Origin of the sequence: Pseudoalteromonas sp. 78C3 (genome assembly GCF_002836695.1) — a bacterium.
In the GTDB taxonomy this organism is placed as follows: Bacteria; Pseudomonadota; Gammaproteobacteria; order Enterobacterales; family Alteromonadaceae; genus Pseudoalteromonas; species Pseudoalteromonas arctica.
Window position 1 is genome coordinate 1 of the sequence record NZ_PJAV01000172.1, and the last position, 15,206, is coordinate 15,206.

Annotated in this window: 13 protein-coding genes and 1 pseudogene; 4 read left to right on the plus strand and 10 right to left on the minus strand. The window is 39.1% G+C overall.

Annotated features, from left to right (window positions below; all coding sequences use genetic code 11):
* Positions 1-165 precede the first annotated feature (165 nt).
* Positions 166-828, plus strand: a complete 663-nt coding sequence (locus CXF76_RS18245) for a LiaF domain-containing protein (RefSeq protein WP_101164314.1) — start codon at positions 166-168, stop codon at positions 826-828.
* Between the two features lie 44 nt (positions 829-872).
* Here CXF76_RS18245 and CXF76_RS18250 read toward each other — a convergent pair whose 3' ends face one another.
* Positions 873-1,289, minus strand: coding sequence for a VOC family protein (locus CXF76_RS18250; RefSeq protein WP_101164315.1), 417 nt, complete (start codon positions 1,287-1,289; stop codon positions 873-875).
* Positions 1,290-1,565: 276 nt separating this feature from the next.
* Between CXF76_RS18250 and suhB the strand changes: the two genes are divergently transcribed.
* Entirely contained in the window at positions 1,566-2,369 is an 804-nt protein-coding gene (suhB, locus tag CXF76_RS18255) for an inositol-1-monophosphatase (RefSeq protein ID WP_002957826.1), read from the plus strand.
* A 53-nt stretch (positions 2,370-2,422) separates the two neighbouring features.
* On the opposite strand, the pseudogene CXF76_RS18260 reads toward suhB, so the two are convergent.
* The 6 genes and pseudogenes from CXF76_RS18260 to queA all read right to left on the minus strand — a co-directional run bounded on the left by CXF76_RS18260 (position 2,423) and on the right by queA (position 9,074).
* A pseudogene (locus CXF76_RS18260) lies at positions 2,423-3,232 on the minus strand (substrate-binding periplasmic protein).
* 302 nt (positions 3,233-3,534) lie between these two features.
* Positions 3,535-4,482, minus strand: coding sequence for a protein translocase subunit SecF (gene secF, locus CXF76_RS18265; RefSeq protein ID WP_101164316.1), 948 nt, complete (start codon positions 4,480-4,482; stop codon positions 3,535-3,537).
* Positions 4,483-4,491: 9 nt separating this feature from the next.
* Positions 4,492-6,351 carry a protein translocase subunit SecD gene (secD, locus tag CXF76_RS18270; protein WP_007586473.1) on the minus strand — a complete coding sequence of 620 codons (1,860 nt, stop codon included), beginning with the start codon at positions 6,349-6,351 and terminating at the stop codon, positions 4,492-4,494.
* A gap of 19 nt (positions 6,352-6,370) precedes the next feature.
* Positions 6,371-6,706, minus strand: a complete 336-nt coding sequence (yajC, locus tag CXF76_RS18275; protein WP_007586472.1) for a preprotein translocase subunit YajC — start codon at positions 6,704-6,706, stop codon at positions 6,371-6,373.
* Between the two features lie 25 nt (positions 6,707-6,731).
* Positions 6,732-7,859 carry a tRNA guanosine(34) transglycosylase Tgt gene (tgt, locus tag CXF76_RS18280; RefSeq protein WP_007586471.1) on the minus strand — a complete coding sequence of 376 codons (1,128 nt, stop codon included), beginning with the start codon at positions 7,857-7,859 and terminating at the stop codon, positions 6,732-6,734.
* Between the two features lie 183 nt (positions 7,860-8,042).
* A complete protein-coding gene (gene queA, locus CXF76_RS18285; protein ID WP_007586470.1) occupies positions 8,043-9,074 on the minus strand; it encodes a tRNA preQ1(34) S-adenosylmethionine ribosyltransferase-isomerase QueA in 1,032 nt (343 codons plus the stop codon).
* Between the two features lie 187 nt (positions 9,075-9,261).
* Here queA and CXF76_RS18290 point away from each other — a divergent pair, with 187 nt between their 5' ends.
* Positions 9,262-11,793, plus strand: coding sequence for a two-component system response regulator (locus CXF76_RS18290; protein ID WP_101164317.1), 2,532 nt, complete (start codon positions 9,262-9,264; stop codon positions 11,791-11,793).
* Positions 11,794-11,974: 181 nt separating this feature from the next.
* Positions 11,975-12,187, plus strand: a complete 213-nt coding sequence (locus tag CXF76_RS18295) for a hypothetical protein (protein ID WP_002957835.1) — start codon at positions 11,975-11,977, stop codon at positions 12,185-12,187.
* Positions 12,188-12,211: 24 nt separating this feature from the next.
* Here the strand turns inward: CXF76_RS18295 and CXF76_RS18300 are convergent, their stop codons facing one another.
* The 3 genes from CXF76_RS18300 to CXF76_RS18310 form a co-directional block, all read right to left on the minus strand.
* The gene (locus CXF76_RS18300; RefSeq protein ID WP_007586467.1) at positions 12,212-13,132 is read right to left on the minus strand and encodes a hydrogen peroxide-inducible genes activator; all 921 of its coding nucleotides are present in this window, start codon (positions 13,130-13,132) and stop codon (positions 12,212-12,214) included.
* An 82-nt stretch (positions 13,133-13,214) separates the two neighbouring features.
* Complete coding sequence (locus CXF76_RS18305) at positions 13,215-14,483, minus strand: inorganic phosphate transporter (RefSeq protein ID WP_007586466.1); 1,269 nt, start codon at positions 14,481-14,483, stop codon at positions 13,215-13,217.
* 39 nt (positions 14,484-14,522) lie between these two features.
* Positions 14,523-15,200 carry a TIGR00153 family protein gene (locus CXF76_RS18310; RefSeq protein WP_002957838.1) on the minus strand — a complete coding sequence of 226 codons (678 nt, stop codon included), beginning with the start codon at positions 15,198-15,200 and terminating at the stop codon, positions 14,523-14,525.
* Positions 15,201-15,206: the final 6 nt, after the last annotated feature.

Consider the following 15,206-nt stretch of genomic DNA (forward strand, 5'->3'; position numbering starts at 1 on the left):
AATAACTAGATAATTGCATTTTTGGTTAATCTATCGTTAATATAACAAAACATAAAACATCATTTAAAATTAAATAATTGATAATTAAGGTTATTATATTTGGTGCGTGCTTTGCATATAAACATCAAGAGCTGTATTAATAGTAAATATAATAAGGAATGCCCCATGTCTGTAAAAGTCGAAGACCGCCCAATAGAGCAAGTACGCGAACAAGTAATTGATCAATTAATTTATAATTACAGTCATGGGGTTATTTCTGTTGATGCATTTGAGAGACGCTTAGATAACGCGATGGATGCACCTAATAACGAAGCTCTTTTAGCCTTAGTAGAAGATTTAACACTTAATACTGATCAGCAATATAAAGCAGAAAAACAATCGCAATTTACACCACATTATAGTGCACAACAAAACAGTGATGATGATTTTACATTACGCAGCATTTTAGGCTCTAACGAGCGAAGCGGTCAGTGGGTCGTGCCAAAGAATATATATTTGAGTAACTTTATGGGATCGGTGGTGCTAGATTTTACCGATGCCATTTTTGCGCATCAAAATGTAACTATTCACGTTAACTGTATTTTTGGTAGCGATGAGATTTACGTACCAGAGCATGTAAATGTAGTGTCTAAAATGTTTTGTATTTTAAGTAGTCTTGAAAATAAATCTGTGTCGCTTAACAAACGCCAAGGTCCTACTATTCATATTGAAGGAAAGGCAGTTATGGGATCGGTTGAAGTAAAAATAAAGCGCACAATTAAAGAAAAATTTATGAGCTTTGCAAATGAGCTAAAAACCCAGTTTGGCACGGGTAATAATAGCCGCTAACTATAATTGAGTAGCAGCACTTTAGCGTGCTGCTTGGTATTTTATTATAAATCGTTATTTCGCTCGCTTGGTATGTCACTTAAATACTCTACAAATTCCACCTCAAACCCGGCGGGATCAATAAAGTAGACATTCTTTCTGAAAGGATTCTCGCTACCTTGCTTGCTTAGAGTAAAACCCACTTTATTTAAGCGCATTACTACTGCGCTTAAATTATTAGTTACATAAGCAAAGTGTGCAAAACCAATTTGATGGCCCGATAAGTTTCTGTTTTCACCCTCACCATGATCGCTTATCGCAATGTAATGCGTGTCATCTCCAAAGTGTACCCAGCGTCTTGGTTTTCCATGCCAATCGCCTCTGCCCTCACTTCTAATCGACCAATGTGGAAATACAGCGCGATAAAATTTAAGCATGCTACCTATATCACTCGCGACTAAGTTTACGTGCTCTAAATGCATAATGTTGTCCTATCAATTAAGTTAGGAGCACGATAAAACCTCAAGCTAACTTTAGGTAAAGCGTTATTTAAAATTAATTCGATTTAATAAACACATAAAGGAACATAATGACTTATTAATTGCTCATTATTATTTTTTAAAAATATATACACATTTCAATCTTGTATAAAAAACAAACATAAGTATTTGGGGTTTATTGTTTACTTTATGTCAAAAGTCGCTAAAATACGCCGGCTGAAATATATAAACGTTCTTTTACAACCCAAAGGTAATACCATGCATCCAATGTTAAACATTGCGGTTCGCGCTGCGCGCAACGCAGGCAAAATTTTACTTCGCGCAAGTGAAGATTTATCAAAAGTTGAAGTGCAACAAAAAGGCGCTAACGACTTAGTAACTAACATTGATAAAGAAGCCGAAGCCGTAATTCGTGACACTATTTTACAGTCTTACCCTACTCACTCAATTGTTGGTGAAGAACTAGGTGAGCATAAAGGCAAGGATGATGATTACCAATGGATTGTAGATCCTATTGATGGAACAACTAACTTCATCAAAGGTATCCCTCATTACGCGGTTTCTATCGCACTTAAAGTTAAAGGTCGTTTAGACCAAGCTGTTATTTATGATCCAATTCGTGGTGAGCTTTTCACTGCATCTCGCGGTCAAGGCACTCAGTTAAACAGTAAACGTCTACGCGTTAGCAAAACTACGGTTCTTGCAGGCACTGTACTTGCTACTGGTTTCCCTTTCAAAAACAAAAACCACATGGATGCATACACTGAAGCGTTTAAAGCATTATTTGTACACACTGCTGATATTCGCCGTGCAGGTTGTTCTGCTTTAGATATGGCATACGTTGCAGCTGGCCGTGTTGATGGATTTTTTGAAATTGGTTTAAAACCTTGGAACTCTGCTGCGGGCGAACTAATGGTTAAAGAAGCGGGCGGTATGGTTGTAGATTTTGCCGGTGGTAATAACTATAATCACAGCGGCAATATTATCTGTGGTTCACCAAAACTGACTCAAGCAATTATTCGCGAAATTCGTCCAGTATTAACTGAGTCGTTACTTCGCTAATTAAATGCTATTAATAGCATACTAAAAAGGAGCCCAGGCTCCTTTTTTTGTGCCTAAAAATAAGGGTTATCGAGTTTAATCTCTATCGTTTTACCTTTTGTATAAGGTAGTGTATTTAAATCCTTTGCGAAGTATTCATTAAATAATGCATCAAACTCGCCGTTTGTCTGCATTAATATTAAGCCCTCCTCTACTGCCTTTGCCAATTCGGGTTTACTCTTAGTCACAAAATAATAAATACCCGTTGGGTAGCTTATATATAAATTAGGCACAACGACTAAGTTACTTTGTTTGTTTTCAATAAGCTCAGAATTAACCTCAATAAACGAGCGAGGAAAGTAATCTATCCGCCCACGGCTCGTTAAAGTGAACATGGCTTGGTAATTGGTAAGCGGCCTTACACGTAAGCCGTTATAGGACATTATTCTTGTATCTGGCCAATCATGACCTTGCACCGCAGAAAGCCTACCTAACTGCTCTAAGCTCGTAACACCTTTAAATCTAGCAATGCTGTTCTTACTTGTTAATAGTGCCCTTTTACCTATGTAGCCTTTAAATAATGGGATTTTAATCGCAATAGCTAAAGACTCTCTTTCGGGGCTGCTCATACTCCAGTATAAATCTAAATTTTTTGTATCTAGTGCTATTAAAGTACGTTGTTGATGGGGATGAATTAAAACGGGGTTAATCTCTGCAGGGTATTGTGCGCTCACCAATGCTTTTTCTAATAGCTCGTTAAGGTAGTCGTCACGAGCATATTGCACACGCTACTCCTGCGCTACATTTACGATATTTACCTCACTCGCTAAAGCGCTGCATACAAACAAACTTACTACGTTAATCAAATACTTTAATGGCAACATAATTATCACCCTAGTTATTATCGGTAGTTTTAACAGTTATTATTGATAGTTTAAATTATCGCGTTATTTAAGCTAAACAGCTTCCAGCGCCTAAATATAAGATGACGATATTATGATTAATAACCGCGCTATTAATACTTATTTTAAATACATAGTACGACGTTACACTCATGGCGTGCTCTACAAAGTTAGCACTGTTTATTCATACTTGCACAGTAAAGCTAAAACAATCGTGAGCATAAATATATTACAGGCAATAAAAAACCGCTCATAAGAGCGGTTTTTATTAAGTACAAACCTAGTTACGGCATAGCGTCTTGGTCTGCGCCTTCTTTTTCTATCACTTCTGGTATTAAATCTTCTTTGCTTACGCCCATTGCTATAGCAACAGAGCTTGCAACATAAATCGAAGAATAAGTACCAATAAACACACCAAACAGTAATGCAGTTGCAAAACCATGAATGGTTTGTCCGCCCCATGTAAACAAGGCAATCAATACTAAAATAGTCGTGATTGATGTTACAAGTGTACGGTTAAGTGTTTGCGTAAGTGAAATATCAATAATTTCTATCGTATCGTCAATGCGTACCTTACGGAAGTTTTCACGTATACGGTCAGATACAACAATCGTATCGTTAAGTGAATAACCAATTACCGCAAGAATGGCCGCTAATATAGTTAAATCAAACTCTAAACCTAATACCGAAAATAAACCCACAGTAATGATAACATCGTGTAGTAGTGCACCTACCGCACCTACTGCAAAGCGCCATTCAAAACGAAACGCAACGTAGATTAAGATACAAATAAGCGCAGTTAACATGGCAAGGCCACCCTGCTCTTTTAAGTCCTCACCTACACTTGGGCCTACAAATTCAATACGGCGCATTACTACGCTGTCGTCTGCTTTTTTAAGTGCATCGATTACTTGGTTACCAATCACCTCAGCTTTTACATCGCTACCGCGTGGTGCTAAGCGAACTAAAATTTCTTGGCTTGAACCAAATAGCTGCACTGATGCATCAGCAAAACCATTATCAGCTAGTGCATCACGTACTTTTTTAAGGTCAGCCGGTTGTGAAAAACCCACTTCTACCGCCGTACCGCCGGTAAAATCTAAACCAAAGTTTAGGCCCTTAACAAAAATTGATGCAAACGACGCTAAAATTAATAACGTCGAAAAACCCATAGCCACTTTTCGAAGAGACATGAAACGAAGGGTTCTACTACCCAAACTTAAAATTTGCATGTCAGCTCCTTAAATCGAAAGTTTATCAATACGTTTACCACCAACAAATAAGTTGATTACCGCACGGGTACCAACGATGGCTGTAAACATTGAAGTTAAAATACCAATCGCAAGTGTTACTGCAAAGCCCGCTATTGGGCCGGTACCTACTGCAAACAGTATAATGGCAGCAATTAGCGTGGTGATGTTGGCATCGAATATAGTGCTAAATGCGCTATCGTAGCCAAAATGAATTGCTTGTTGAGGGCTTCGGCCATCGGCTAGCTCTTCACGGATACGTTCAAAAATAAGTACGTTAGCATCAACCGCCATACCTACCGTTAATACAATACCGGCAATACCAGGTAGCGTAAGTGTAGCGCCTGGAATTAAAGACATAACACCAACAATCAGTACTAAGTTAGCCGCAAGCGCAAGGTTTGCAACCATACCAAAGCCTTTGTAGTACACAAGCATAAACACAAGTACAAACGCAAAACCAAGTGCAACCGCAGTCATACCCGCTTCAATATTTTCTTGACCTAAACTTGGACCTACAGTGCGCTCTTCAACAATTTGAATTGGTGCTACAAGCGCACCTGCACGAAGTAGCAAACTTAAGTTATGTGCTTCAGCTGGGTTATCGATACCGGTAATACGGAACGAGCGATCAAGACGTGCTTGAATTGTTGCTACGTTAATAACTTCTTCAACCTTAATAGGCGGAAGCGCTTTACCGTCTGCATCTTTTTTACCTGATGGCTTGTACTCAATAAATACCGTTGCCATACGCTTACCAATAGCACGTTTGGTAAAGGCATTCATTTTTGCCCCACCTTTGCTATCTAGCGTAATACTCACTTGCGGGCGTTGGTATTCATCAGCGCCAGATTGCGCGCCAGTTATATGGCTGCCTTCTAGAATAATACGCTTTTTAAGTACAACAGGGTAACCGTCGCGGCTCATGATCATTTCAGTACCCGCAGGGATACGACCTTGAGCAGCAGCGCTAATATCAGCGTTTTCGTCTACTTCACGAAATTCAAGTGTTGCTGTTGCGCCTAAAATTTCTTTAGCGCGTGCTGTGTCTTGAATACCAGGTAGTTGAACAATAATACGCTCAGCGCCTTGGCGTTGTACGTTAGGTTCTGCAACACCAATTTGGTTGATACGGTTACGAATAATCGTTTCATTTTGCTTGATAGCGTAGTCACGAATTTCTTTGAGTTTTTGCTCACTCATTGTCGCAAAAAATGCTTTATCGTTACTGCTGTCATCAATGTAGACATTTAGCGGGTAGCGAGTTTCTAAGAAGCTCTCTGCTGCATTTTTGTCTTCTTCAGTACGCATTTCTACACGCATACGATCGGAGCCTGCTACGCGGCGAACACTACGGTAACGTAGTTTTTCTTCGCGCAGGTCGCTACGAAAATCTTGTTCCATTTGCTCAAGCTGGTTATCAACCGCTGTTGCCATGTCGATTTCCATGGTGAAATGTACGCCACCACTTAAATCAAGACCTAGCTTCATAGGGTTACCACCAACTGCTTTTAACCAAGCTGGTTGAGCAGGTGCCATATTAATAGCAGAAATGTAATCGTCGCTCAGCGAATCACGAAGTAAGTCATGCGCTTTAAGCTGTTCTTCAACATTTTTTAAACGAACTAAAATTTGCCCATCTTCAAGTATTGTCGATTTAGCGGTTACATTATTTTTTTCAAGGATTGCGTTTACTTTGTCTACAACACTGAGATCGACATCAGCGCCTTTAGCACCTGAAACTTGTATAGCCGGATCGCGACCATACAAGTTTGGAGAGGCATATAAAAGGCCAATGGCTACCACAGCTAAAACAAGTAAATACTTCCAAACTGGAAACTTGTTTAACACGGGGTCGTCCTTATTATTTTTATAGCGACTTCATTGTGCCTTTTGGCAATACTGCAGATACTGCAGATTTTTGTACTGTTACTTCTGCTTGCTCGTTTAAAGAGATAACAATGAAATCTTTCTCTTCAGAAATCTTCACAATTTTACCCACTAAACCGCCTTGGGTAAGTACTTCATCGCCTTTAGCCATCATACTCATTAAGCTTTTGTGCTCTTTAACGCGCTTAGCTTGCGGGCGGTAGATTAAAAAGTAAAAAACCAAACCGAAAATAGCTAACATTATTAGCATTTCCCAACCACCGCTTGCCGCAGGTTGACCAGCTGCTGCGTGTGCATTTGAAATAAATAAACTCATGATACTTCCTCTTTAATTTTAAAGTTTAATTTTTTATATCTACTAGCTCTGGCACGTCTTGGCCTCGGCGAGCATAAAAATCTTGTACAAATTCTTCTAATTTACCTTCGCTAATTGCATTACGTAAACCTTCCATAACACGTTGATAGTAACGTAAGTTATGAATTGTGTTTAGTCGCGCACCTAAAATTTCGTTACATTTATCAAGGTGATGCAAATAAGCTCGTGAATAGTTTCCACACGTATGACAATCACACTCAGGGTCAAGTGGCCCTGTGTCTGTTTTATGTACTGCGTTACGTATTTTAACGACACCCGTGGTAATGAATAAATGGCCGTTACGCGCATTACGTGTTGGCATAACACAGTCAAACATATCAATACCACGGCGAACAGACTCAACTAAATCCTCTGGCTTGCCTACACCCATAAGGTAGCGTGGTTTGTCTTCTGGCATTTTAAACGCACAATGATCAAGAATATTCATCATTTCGTTTTTAGGCTCGCCTACTGATAGACCACCTAATGCATAGCCATCAAAGCCAATTTCTTCTAAGCCTGCTTGCGATTGTGCACGTAATTCTGGGTACATACCACCTTGAATAATACCAAACAAAGCAGATGGATTGTCGCCATGCCCTTCTTTTGAGCGCTTAGCCCAACGAAGAGATAACTCCATAGAATCTTTAGCTTCTTTTTCAGTTGCTGGATATGGCGTACACTCGTCAAAAATCATAACGATGTCTGAGCCTAAGTCGCGCTGTACTTCCATCGACTTTTCAGGCGACATCATAATTTCATCACCATTTACTGGAGATTGGAATAACACGCCTTCTTCAGTGATTTTACGCATTGCGCCTAAGCTAAATACTTGAAAACCGCCTGAGTCAGTTAAAATTGGGAAATCCCAATTCATAAAGTCGTGTAAATCACCATGTTGCTTAATGATTTCAGTACCTGGACGAAGCATTAAATGAAAGGTATTACCTAAACATATTTGCGCACCAGTGGCTTTTACTTCATCTGGCGTCATACCTTTTACAGTACCGTAAGTACCAACAGGCATAAATGCAGGTGTTTCTATTACACCACGGTCAAAAATTAAGCGGCCGCGGCGCGCTTTTCCGTCAGTACAATCTAATTCAAATTTCATATCATCCTCAATGTCAGAAAAACAGTCCAACAAGCTATAATTTAACCGCTCGATTCTACCCTTTTTGCCTCATTAATACTATTAGCTGCGATAAATTCAGTTTTGCTTATTATGCTAAACAAAAACCCCAGCTTCGTTGCTGGGGTTTTTAGTGTTTTTTACTGAGTATTAAATAATAAATGGTTACTTACGTGTTAAAAACATCGCATCACCGTAACTAAAAAATCGGTACTGCTGCTCTATTGCCGTATTGTATGCACCCATAATATTGTCTTGTCCGCTAAAAGCGCTGACTAGCATTATAAGCGTTGATTCTGGTAAGTGAAAATTAGTGACCATGGCATCAACAACATTAAATTGGTAACCCGGAAAAATAAATATATCGGTATCACCAAAATACGTATCTAATTTGCCGCCGTGAACTTTAGCTGCCGACTCTAATGAGCGTACTGATGTTGTGCCAACCGCAATTACGCGCCCGCCACTTGCTTTGGTTTGTGCAACGGCAGCAACTACATCATCGGGTACTTCAATGTACTCGGAATGCATTACATGCTCATCAACACTATCCACTCGTACTGGCTGAAAAGTACCGGCGCCAACGTGCAAAGTAACAAAAGCCATGTTTACACCTTTATCTTTTAGTGCCGTCATTAACTTATCGTCAAAATGTAAGCCCGCTGTTGGCGCAGCAACTGCACCTGGCTTTTCTCCATAAACAGTTTGGTAACGTTCGCGATCAGCTTCGGTATCAGGTCGGTCAATATAAGGAGGCAGTGGCATATGACCAATATCATTAAGTATATCTAGCACGTTTTGGCTATGATCAAACTCAAGCTCAAATAATGTATCGTGGCGTGCAACCATTATTGCCTTGGCTTTGCCTTCAAGAATAACTTCGTTACCAACCTTAAGCGACTTGCTCGCGCGTACGTGCGCAAGTACGCGATGTTCATCTAGCACTCGCTCTACAAGCACTTCAACTTTGCCGCCAGAGGCTTTTTGACCAAACATACGTGCTGGAATTACGCGTGTATTGTTAAAGACTAACAAATCGCCTTCGTTTACTAAATCAAGTATGTCGCTAAACACTTTATGTTCTAGAGTTCCGCTTGGGCCATCTAAAGTAAGTAAACGGCTGCTAGTTCTGTCCGCTTTAGGAAAACGAGCTATTAATTCATCAGGTAAGTCAAAGCTAAAGTCAGCCACGCGCATAATTAGTAATCCACATCATTTAAAATCGCGCCAAGTGTATATGTATCGGGTATTAAGCTCAAGAAATCAGCCAAACTTATAATGTCTTGTTTGCGTGTTTCTCATTAAATTTTCTTGTTCTTATGGTTAAATGTCACTATTCTTGTTCGGCTGAATTATTATAAGTTACATTAGGGGTGTTCAACACGTGCCAAACCAGCTTAAATTGCTAATATTAAACGCAAGTAGTGCTGAACGTCGCGCGATTAAGGGCACTTTAGATAGCTTAAATGTATTTACCTTTATTGATGCGCAAGATAGCCAACAAGCTTTAAAGCTTTTAAAACAACACCCTGTTGATATTATAATAACGGGCATTAATGTTGGAAAAATTGACGGCTGGCGCTTTTCGAGGATGATCCGCTCAGGATTATTAAAAACACCAAAAAACACCCCAATTTTACTTATTCCGCCAATTTACTGTGAGCGTATTGCCGAAACAACAGCCCGAAGCTACGGGATAGATGCTGTACTGCCGTTTGAACATAAAGACATGCTCCCTCAAGTACTTGCGAATGTTTTATCTACTCACTTAGAAAAAAGTAGTCGGCTAAACTTATTATTATTAGAGCCACTTCAAAATACGGCCGAAAAAATTAGTGAACAGTTAAAGTTAAACTTTGCTATTACTCACGTTACCTCAGCCAAAGCAGCACTAAACGCTTACAACCAACAGCAGTTTTCAATTGTGCTACTCGATGCCACTACATCAAGTGCAGAGAGCTCAAGTGTACTCGTTGAAGAAATCCTACAGCACAATTCTAAACAAGCTATTGTTACGATTATAGAAAGTGATGATGCTGATTACGCTGAGCAGCTTTTGCTGTCTGGTGTTACCGATTTTATTAGAGCCCCATACGACCCTTCATTTTTAAATAAAGTGTGTGACCACGCCGCACGACGTGAAGATTTTATGGTGAGTTATGCTGAGTTTGCTTACAAAGTAGAGCAGCTAAGCGTGAGCGAAGTGCGTTACAAAGAGTTATTTTCGGCTCATCAGCGTATTTTATTGCATTTGAATACGGTTGTTTTAGAGCTTGATCAGCAAGGGCATATTCGTTTTATTAACCCTGCATGGGAGACATTAAGCGGTTTTGGTGTTAAATCATCACTACAAACCCCATTAAGCGCTTATTGTAATAACGAAGATAAAGGAAGACTAAATTATACTATTAATGACATTTTACATGGTGGCGAGCAACAGCAACAAATAGAAGTAAAGCTCACCCATAAAAATGGCAATTTAATTTGGGTCGAATGCAGATTACAGCTAATCAAAAATAGTCGTAATAACGCGACCATAACCGCCACTATCGACAACATACACGAACGTAAACAAGCAGAGATCCAACTACGTCATTTAGCACACCATGACCCATTAACTGGTTTACATAACCGTTATTACTTTGATCAACAGCTTAATAAAATATGCCAAGATAAATACACGTATGATGGCATAGAGCATGCTGTTATTTATATTGACCTCGATCACTTTAAAATAATAAACGACAGCAAAGGTCACCACCAAGGTGACATAGTATTAAAAGAAGTGGCGCAATTATTTAAAGCAAATATTGGCGAAGACCATTTGGTGTGCCGAATAGGCGGCGATGAGTTTGCAGTCATACTTACCGATATGAATTTACTGGATGCACACCTTATTGCTGAAGGTGTGTGCAGCGCAATAGAAAAACATGCTTTTAAATCAGAAGAGCAGATATACACAATTAGCTGCTCTATCGGTTTAACTCAAATTACGACACAAAACAATGATCCTAATGAATGTTTAAAACAAGCCGATATTGCTTTGTATATTGCCAAAAATTTAGGGCGTAACTTAGTACATTGCTACTCAAAAGAGGATGCTCAAAACAATACGCTTCAAACAGGGCTTGAATGGGGTCACGAAATTCGCCAAGCACTGCAGCAAGATAATATTGAACTGCATTACCAACCTATTTGGGATTTTAAAGAGTGCAAAGTTGCTTATTTTGAAGCGCTCTTACGCTTAAAACTCAAAGGTGAACTTGTATACCCAAATCAATTTATTCCCTCTTTAGAGATGCTTAACGACACATTTTTGATGGATCAATGCGTTATACGTAATGCCGTTGCTTGTGTGTCTAAGCACCCAGAGTTAAACCAAGTTGCTATTAATTTGTCAGCACAATCATTCTTAGATGAACGCTTATTGCCATTAATTGAATCAAACCTTGAAAAGTATAACGTGCCCCCTTCGCGGATAATTTTTGAAATAACTGAATCAGCAAGTATTAACAACTTAAAAGCGACTCGTAAAATGATTGAGAAGCTTAATAGCTTAGGCTGTCATTTTTCTATTGACGATTTTGGAACTGGCTTTAGTACATTTAACTATTTAAAGCAGCTTCCAGCACAGCATGTAAAAATTGATGGCTCATTTGTAAGCGACATGCTTAATGACCCTATAGACTTAGCGTTAGTAAAAGCAATAAATGATATTAGTCGGTCTCTCGATAAGCGCTCTGTAGCTGAGTACGTTGAAAACGAAGAGATATTTTTTGCACTAAAAGAGATAGGTGTTGATTATGGACAAGGCTACTTTATTGCACGCCCAGTACCTGTTGAAAAAGTAAAAGATGAACTTGAAAAAATTTCAAAAAATAAAACGTTTTACCAACAACAAGCTAGCCCAAAATAAACAAAATTAAACAATTTGTTACTACCAATATTACCTTTCTTGCCTATACTTTCAGTATCAAATAAAAAATGTCGTGCCTTTTAATGTATTTCACTTTAAAAACATGACATTACCTTTTGGCGACGTAGTGCTGATATTTATAGTGGGTTTCAAAGCTATTTAAGCTTTTAAGGAGAAAGGTATGACACAGCTAGTTATGTTATTACTGATTATACATTTTGCAATCGCGTATCAGTGTTATCGTTACGCAAATATTAAAGGCTACCCAGTTAAGGTTTTTACTGTATTAGGCTGCGTGCCTTACTTTAACTTGGTGGTATGGATTTATTTACTATTTTTACCCGAACTTGAGCCTTTTGAAAGCCATCTTCAAAATCAAAAGCAGCCTTTATAGGCTGCTTTTATTCATTTCCTATTCTTATTTAGAAAAATCTAAACTACATTGGCGCTTTAAAAATATCTCAAGCTGTTGACTAAATAATTTAAAGTCGCGGATCCGCCCTGTAGTTTTACGCCACAATATGCCAATATCTCTATATGCATCGCTTTGTGATGGTGTCGCCACCATATTTTTATTATCTAAAATTCCGGCGTTAATCGCCATTTGTGGTAAAAAAGTCACCCCGAGCTGATGCTCAACCATACTCAATAATGTATGCAAGCTTGCTGCTTCAAATGGGTTAATACAACTAGCACGGTTTAAATGACATGCACTAAGCGCATGGCCTGTCATACAGTGCTCACGCTCGAGTAAGAATACGCTAGCCTCTGGTAATAGATTAAAGTCGACTACGCCCTTTGCAGCGCTGTAGTCCTTATGGTGCACTAAACTAAACTGATCTTTTGCCAATACTTGTGTATGAAATTTATCGGTTTCGTATGGCAGTGCAAGTAGCGCTAAATCAATATGCCCATGCTCAAGTTTATCCAGTAGCTTATCACTCGTATCTTCTATTAATACCAGCTCTAAATCACAAAAGGTTTCTTTACAAAAGTGATACAGAGGAGCCGCTATAAAGCTAGCAATTGTAGGTATAACACCCACCGTTAATTTACCACTCAGTGGTGTTAAAAAGCTTTTAGTGAGCTCTTTTAAACTAATTGTATCGTTAATTATTTTACGAGAGCGCTCAACAACCTCTTCACCAATACTGGTAAACATAAGGCTGCGATTTTCGCGTTCAATAAGCTGGCAACCCAACGTTTCTTCAAGATTTTGAATAGCACTGCTTAAAGTAGATTGCCCAATAAAACAGGCACTGGCAGCTCTGCCAAAGTGCTGATGTTGATGAACAGCTAATAAATACTGTAGCTGTTTGATACTTGGAAGATTGGTCATTTTTTCTTTCCACAAATAAAAAGACCCCAACACCTAGGGCATTGAGATCTTTTCAAGCTAAAAGTCTTTGAGTACTTTTTTGTTAAACCCCAAATGCGGTTCTTAGTACGTAGAAAATAACAATAGCAAGGGCAGCGCCAACTGGCAATGTAATTACCCAAGAAACTACAATGTTTCTGATAACACCCATGTTAAGTGCACCAATTCCACGTGCCATACCTACACCTAATACCGCACCTACTAAGGTTTGAGTAGTAGAGATTGGCATACCAGTACCTGATGCAATAACAACGGTAGAAGCAGCGGCTAGTTCAGCAGCAAAACCACGACTAGGCGTTAAATGTGTAATGCCTTCACCAATCGTTTTAATTACTTTTTTGCCCAAAATAGCAAGACCCGCAACAATACCAAAACCACCTAGAGGTAGAATCCACCAAGCAATAGCCGCTTTTTTAGCAATTTCACCATTGTTTTCAACAATATTTACAACAGCAGCTAGTGGACCGATTGCATTAGCAACATCGTTAGAACCATGTGCAAAGGCCATACAACATGCTGTTAATACCATAAGAACAGCAAACACTTTTTCAACATTGTTGAATTGCATTTGTTTATCTGCTTTTGGATCGATATTTAAACGAGAAATAGCAATTTTACCAATTATAGCAACGACAACTGCTACAGCTATTGCTAAGGCGTACCCTTCGGCTGCACCTAAATCAACACCAACATGCTTTAAGCCTTTTTTAATTGTAACCAAGGCCATTATAAAACCGGCTAAACCCATATAAAGTGGTACATAGCGTTTAGCATTTTTTAGTGGTGCATCTGTATTAAAAATAAGTTTTTGTGCACTCATAAATATTAAGTATGCAATAAAGCCTGATATGGCGGGCGTTATAATCCAACTACCAACAATACCACCTACTTTATCCCATTGAATCGCCTCAGTACCAACAGCAACTAACGCAAAACCAATGATTGCACCAATGATTGAGTGAGTCGTTGATACTGGCCAACCCAAGAACGAGGCCATTAATAACCAAGCACCCGCTGCAAATAAAGACGAAATCATACCCAGAACCATAAGTTCAGGAATGTCTGCAAATGGTGCGGCATCGATAATTCCTTTACGAATTGTTGATGTAACCTCACCACCTGCTAAGTAAGCGCCTGCAAATTCAAAAATCATCGCTATAAAAATAGCTTGTTTGATTGTTAGCGCTTTTGAACCTACAGATGTGCCCATGGCGTTCGCTACGTCGTTCGCGCCAATACCATAAGCCATAAAAAAGCCGACTGCTGCGGCAATTAAAATTAATACCGTGCCGTAAGATGCAATGATATCCATTGTAAAACCTTAATCTTTCGTGTTTGAACTGATTTTAAATTAACGAGCTAACATCAGCTCAAGACGTGATCCTACGCGCTCTGCAATATCTGCAAGCTCGCCAACCCATTCAATGATTTTGTACAAAAACATAACATCAATTGGATTTAACTCACCCTCTACATCACGTAGCTGGCGGCGTACTTTTATCTGCATTTCGTCCGTGTCTTGTTCTATGGCATCCAATTCAACTAACATTTTTTCTACTAAGGTGACTTCTCGACCTTTAAAACCCGTTTCTAGCAATTCTTCTAATTCGTTAATTGCTTTAGATGCTTGTTTAGTCGCATCTACACAACGGGTTAAGTAAGCTAAGAAATCAGCTTGCATAACTTTTGGAATGGTCATTTCACGACCAATCACTCGCCCTGCAATGTCTTTCGCTTTATTAGCAATCTTATCTTGTTGAGTTACTAGTTCGAGAAGATCTGTACGCTCTACCGGCATGAATAAACCACGCGGTAATTGTAAACGTATATCTCTTTTCATATCATCAGCTTCACGTTCTAAATTGCGAATAGTGATGCGAAGCTCTTCTGCTTGTACCCACTCTTCTTTAAATACGTGATTAAAAAAAGGTATCAAAGCTTTACTTGCTTGATGAACCTTCTTGATGTGTTCTTCCATTGGTTTGATAGGAGATTTTGCAAATACTCCTAAAAACGCGTTTGTAGGCATAACTGA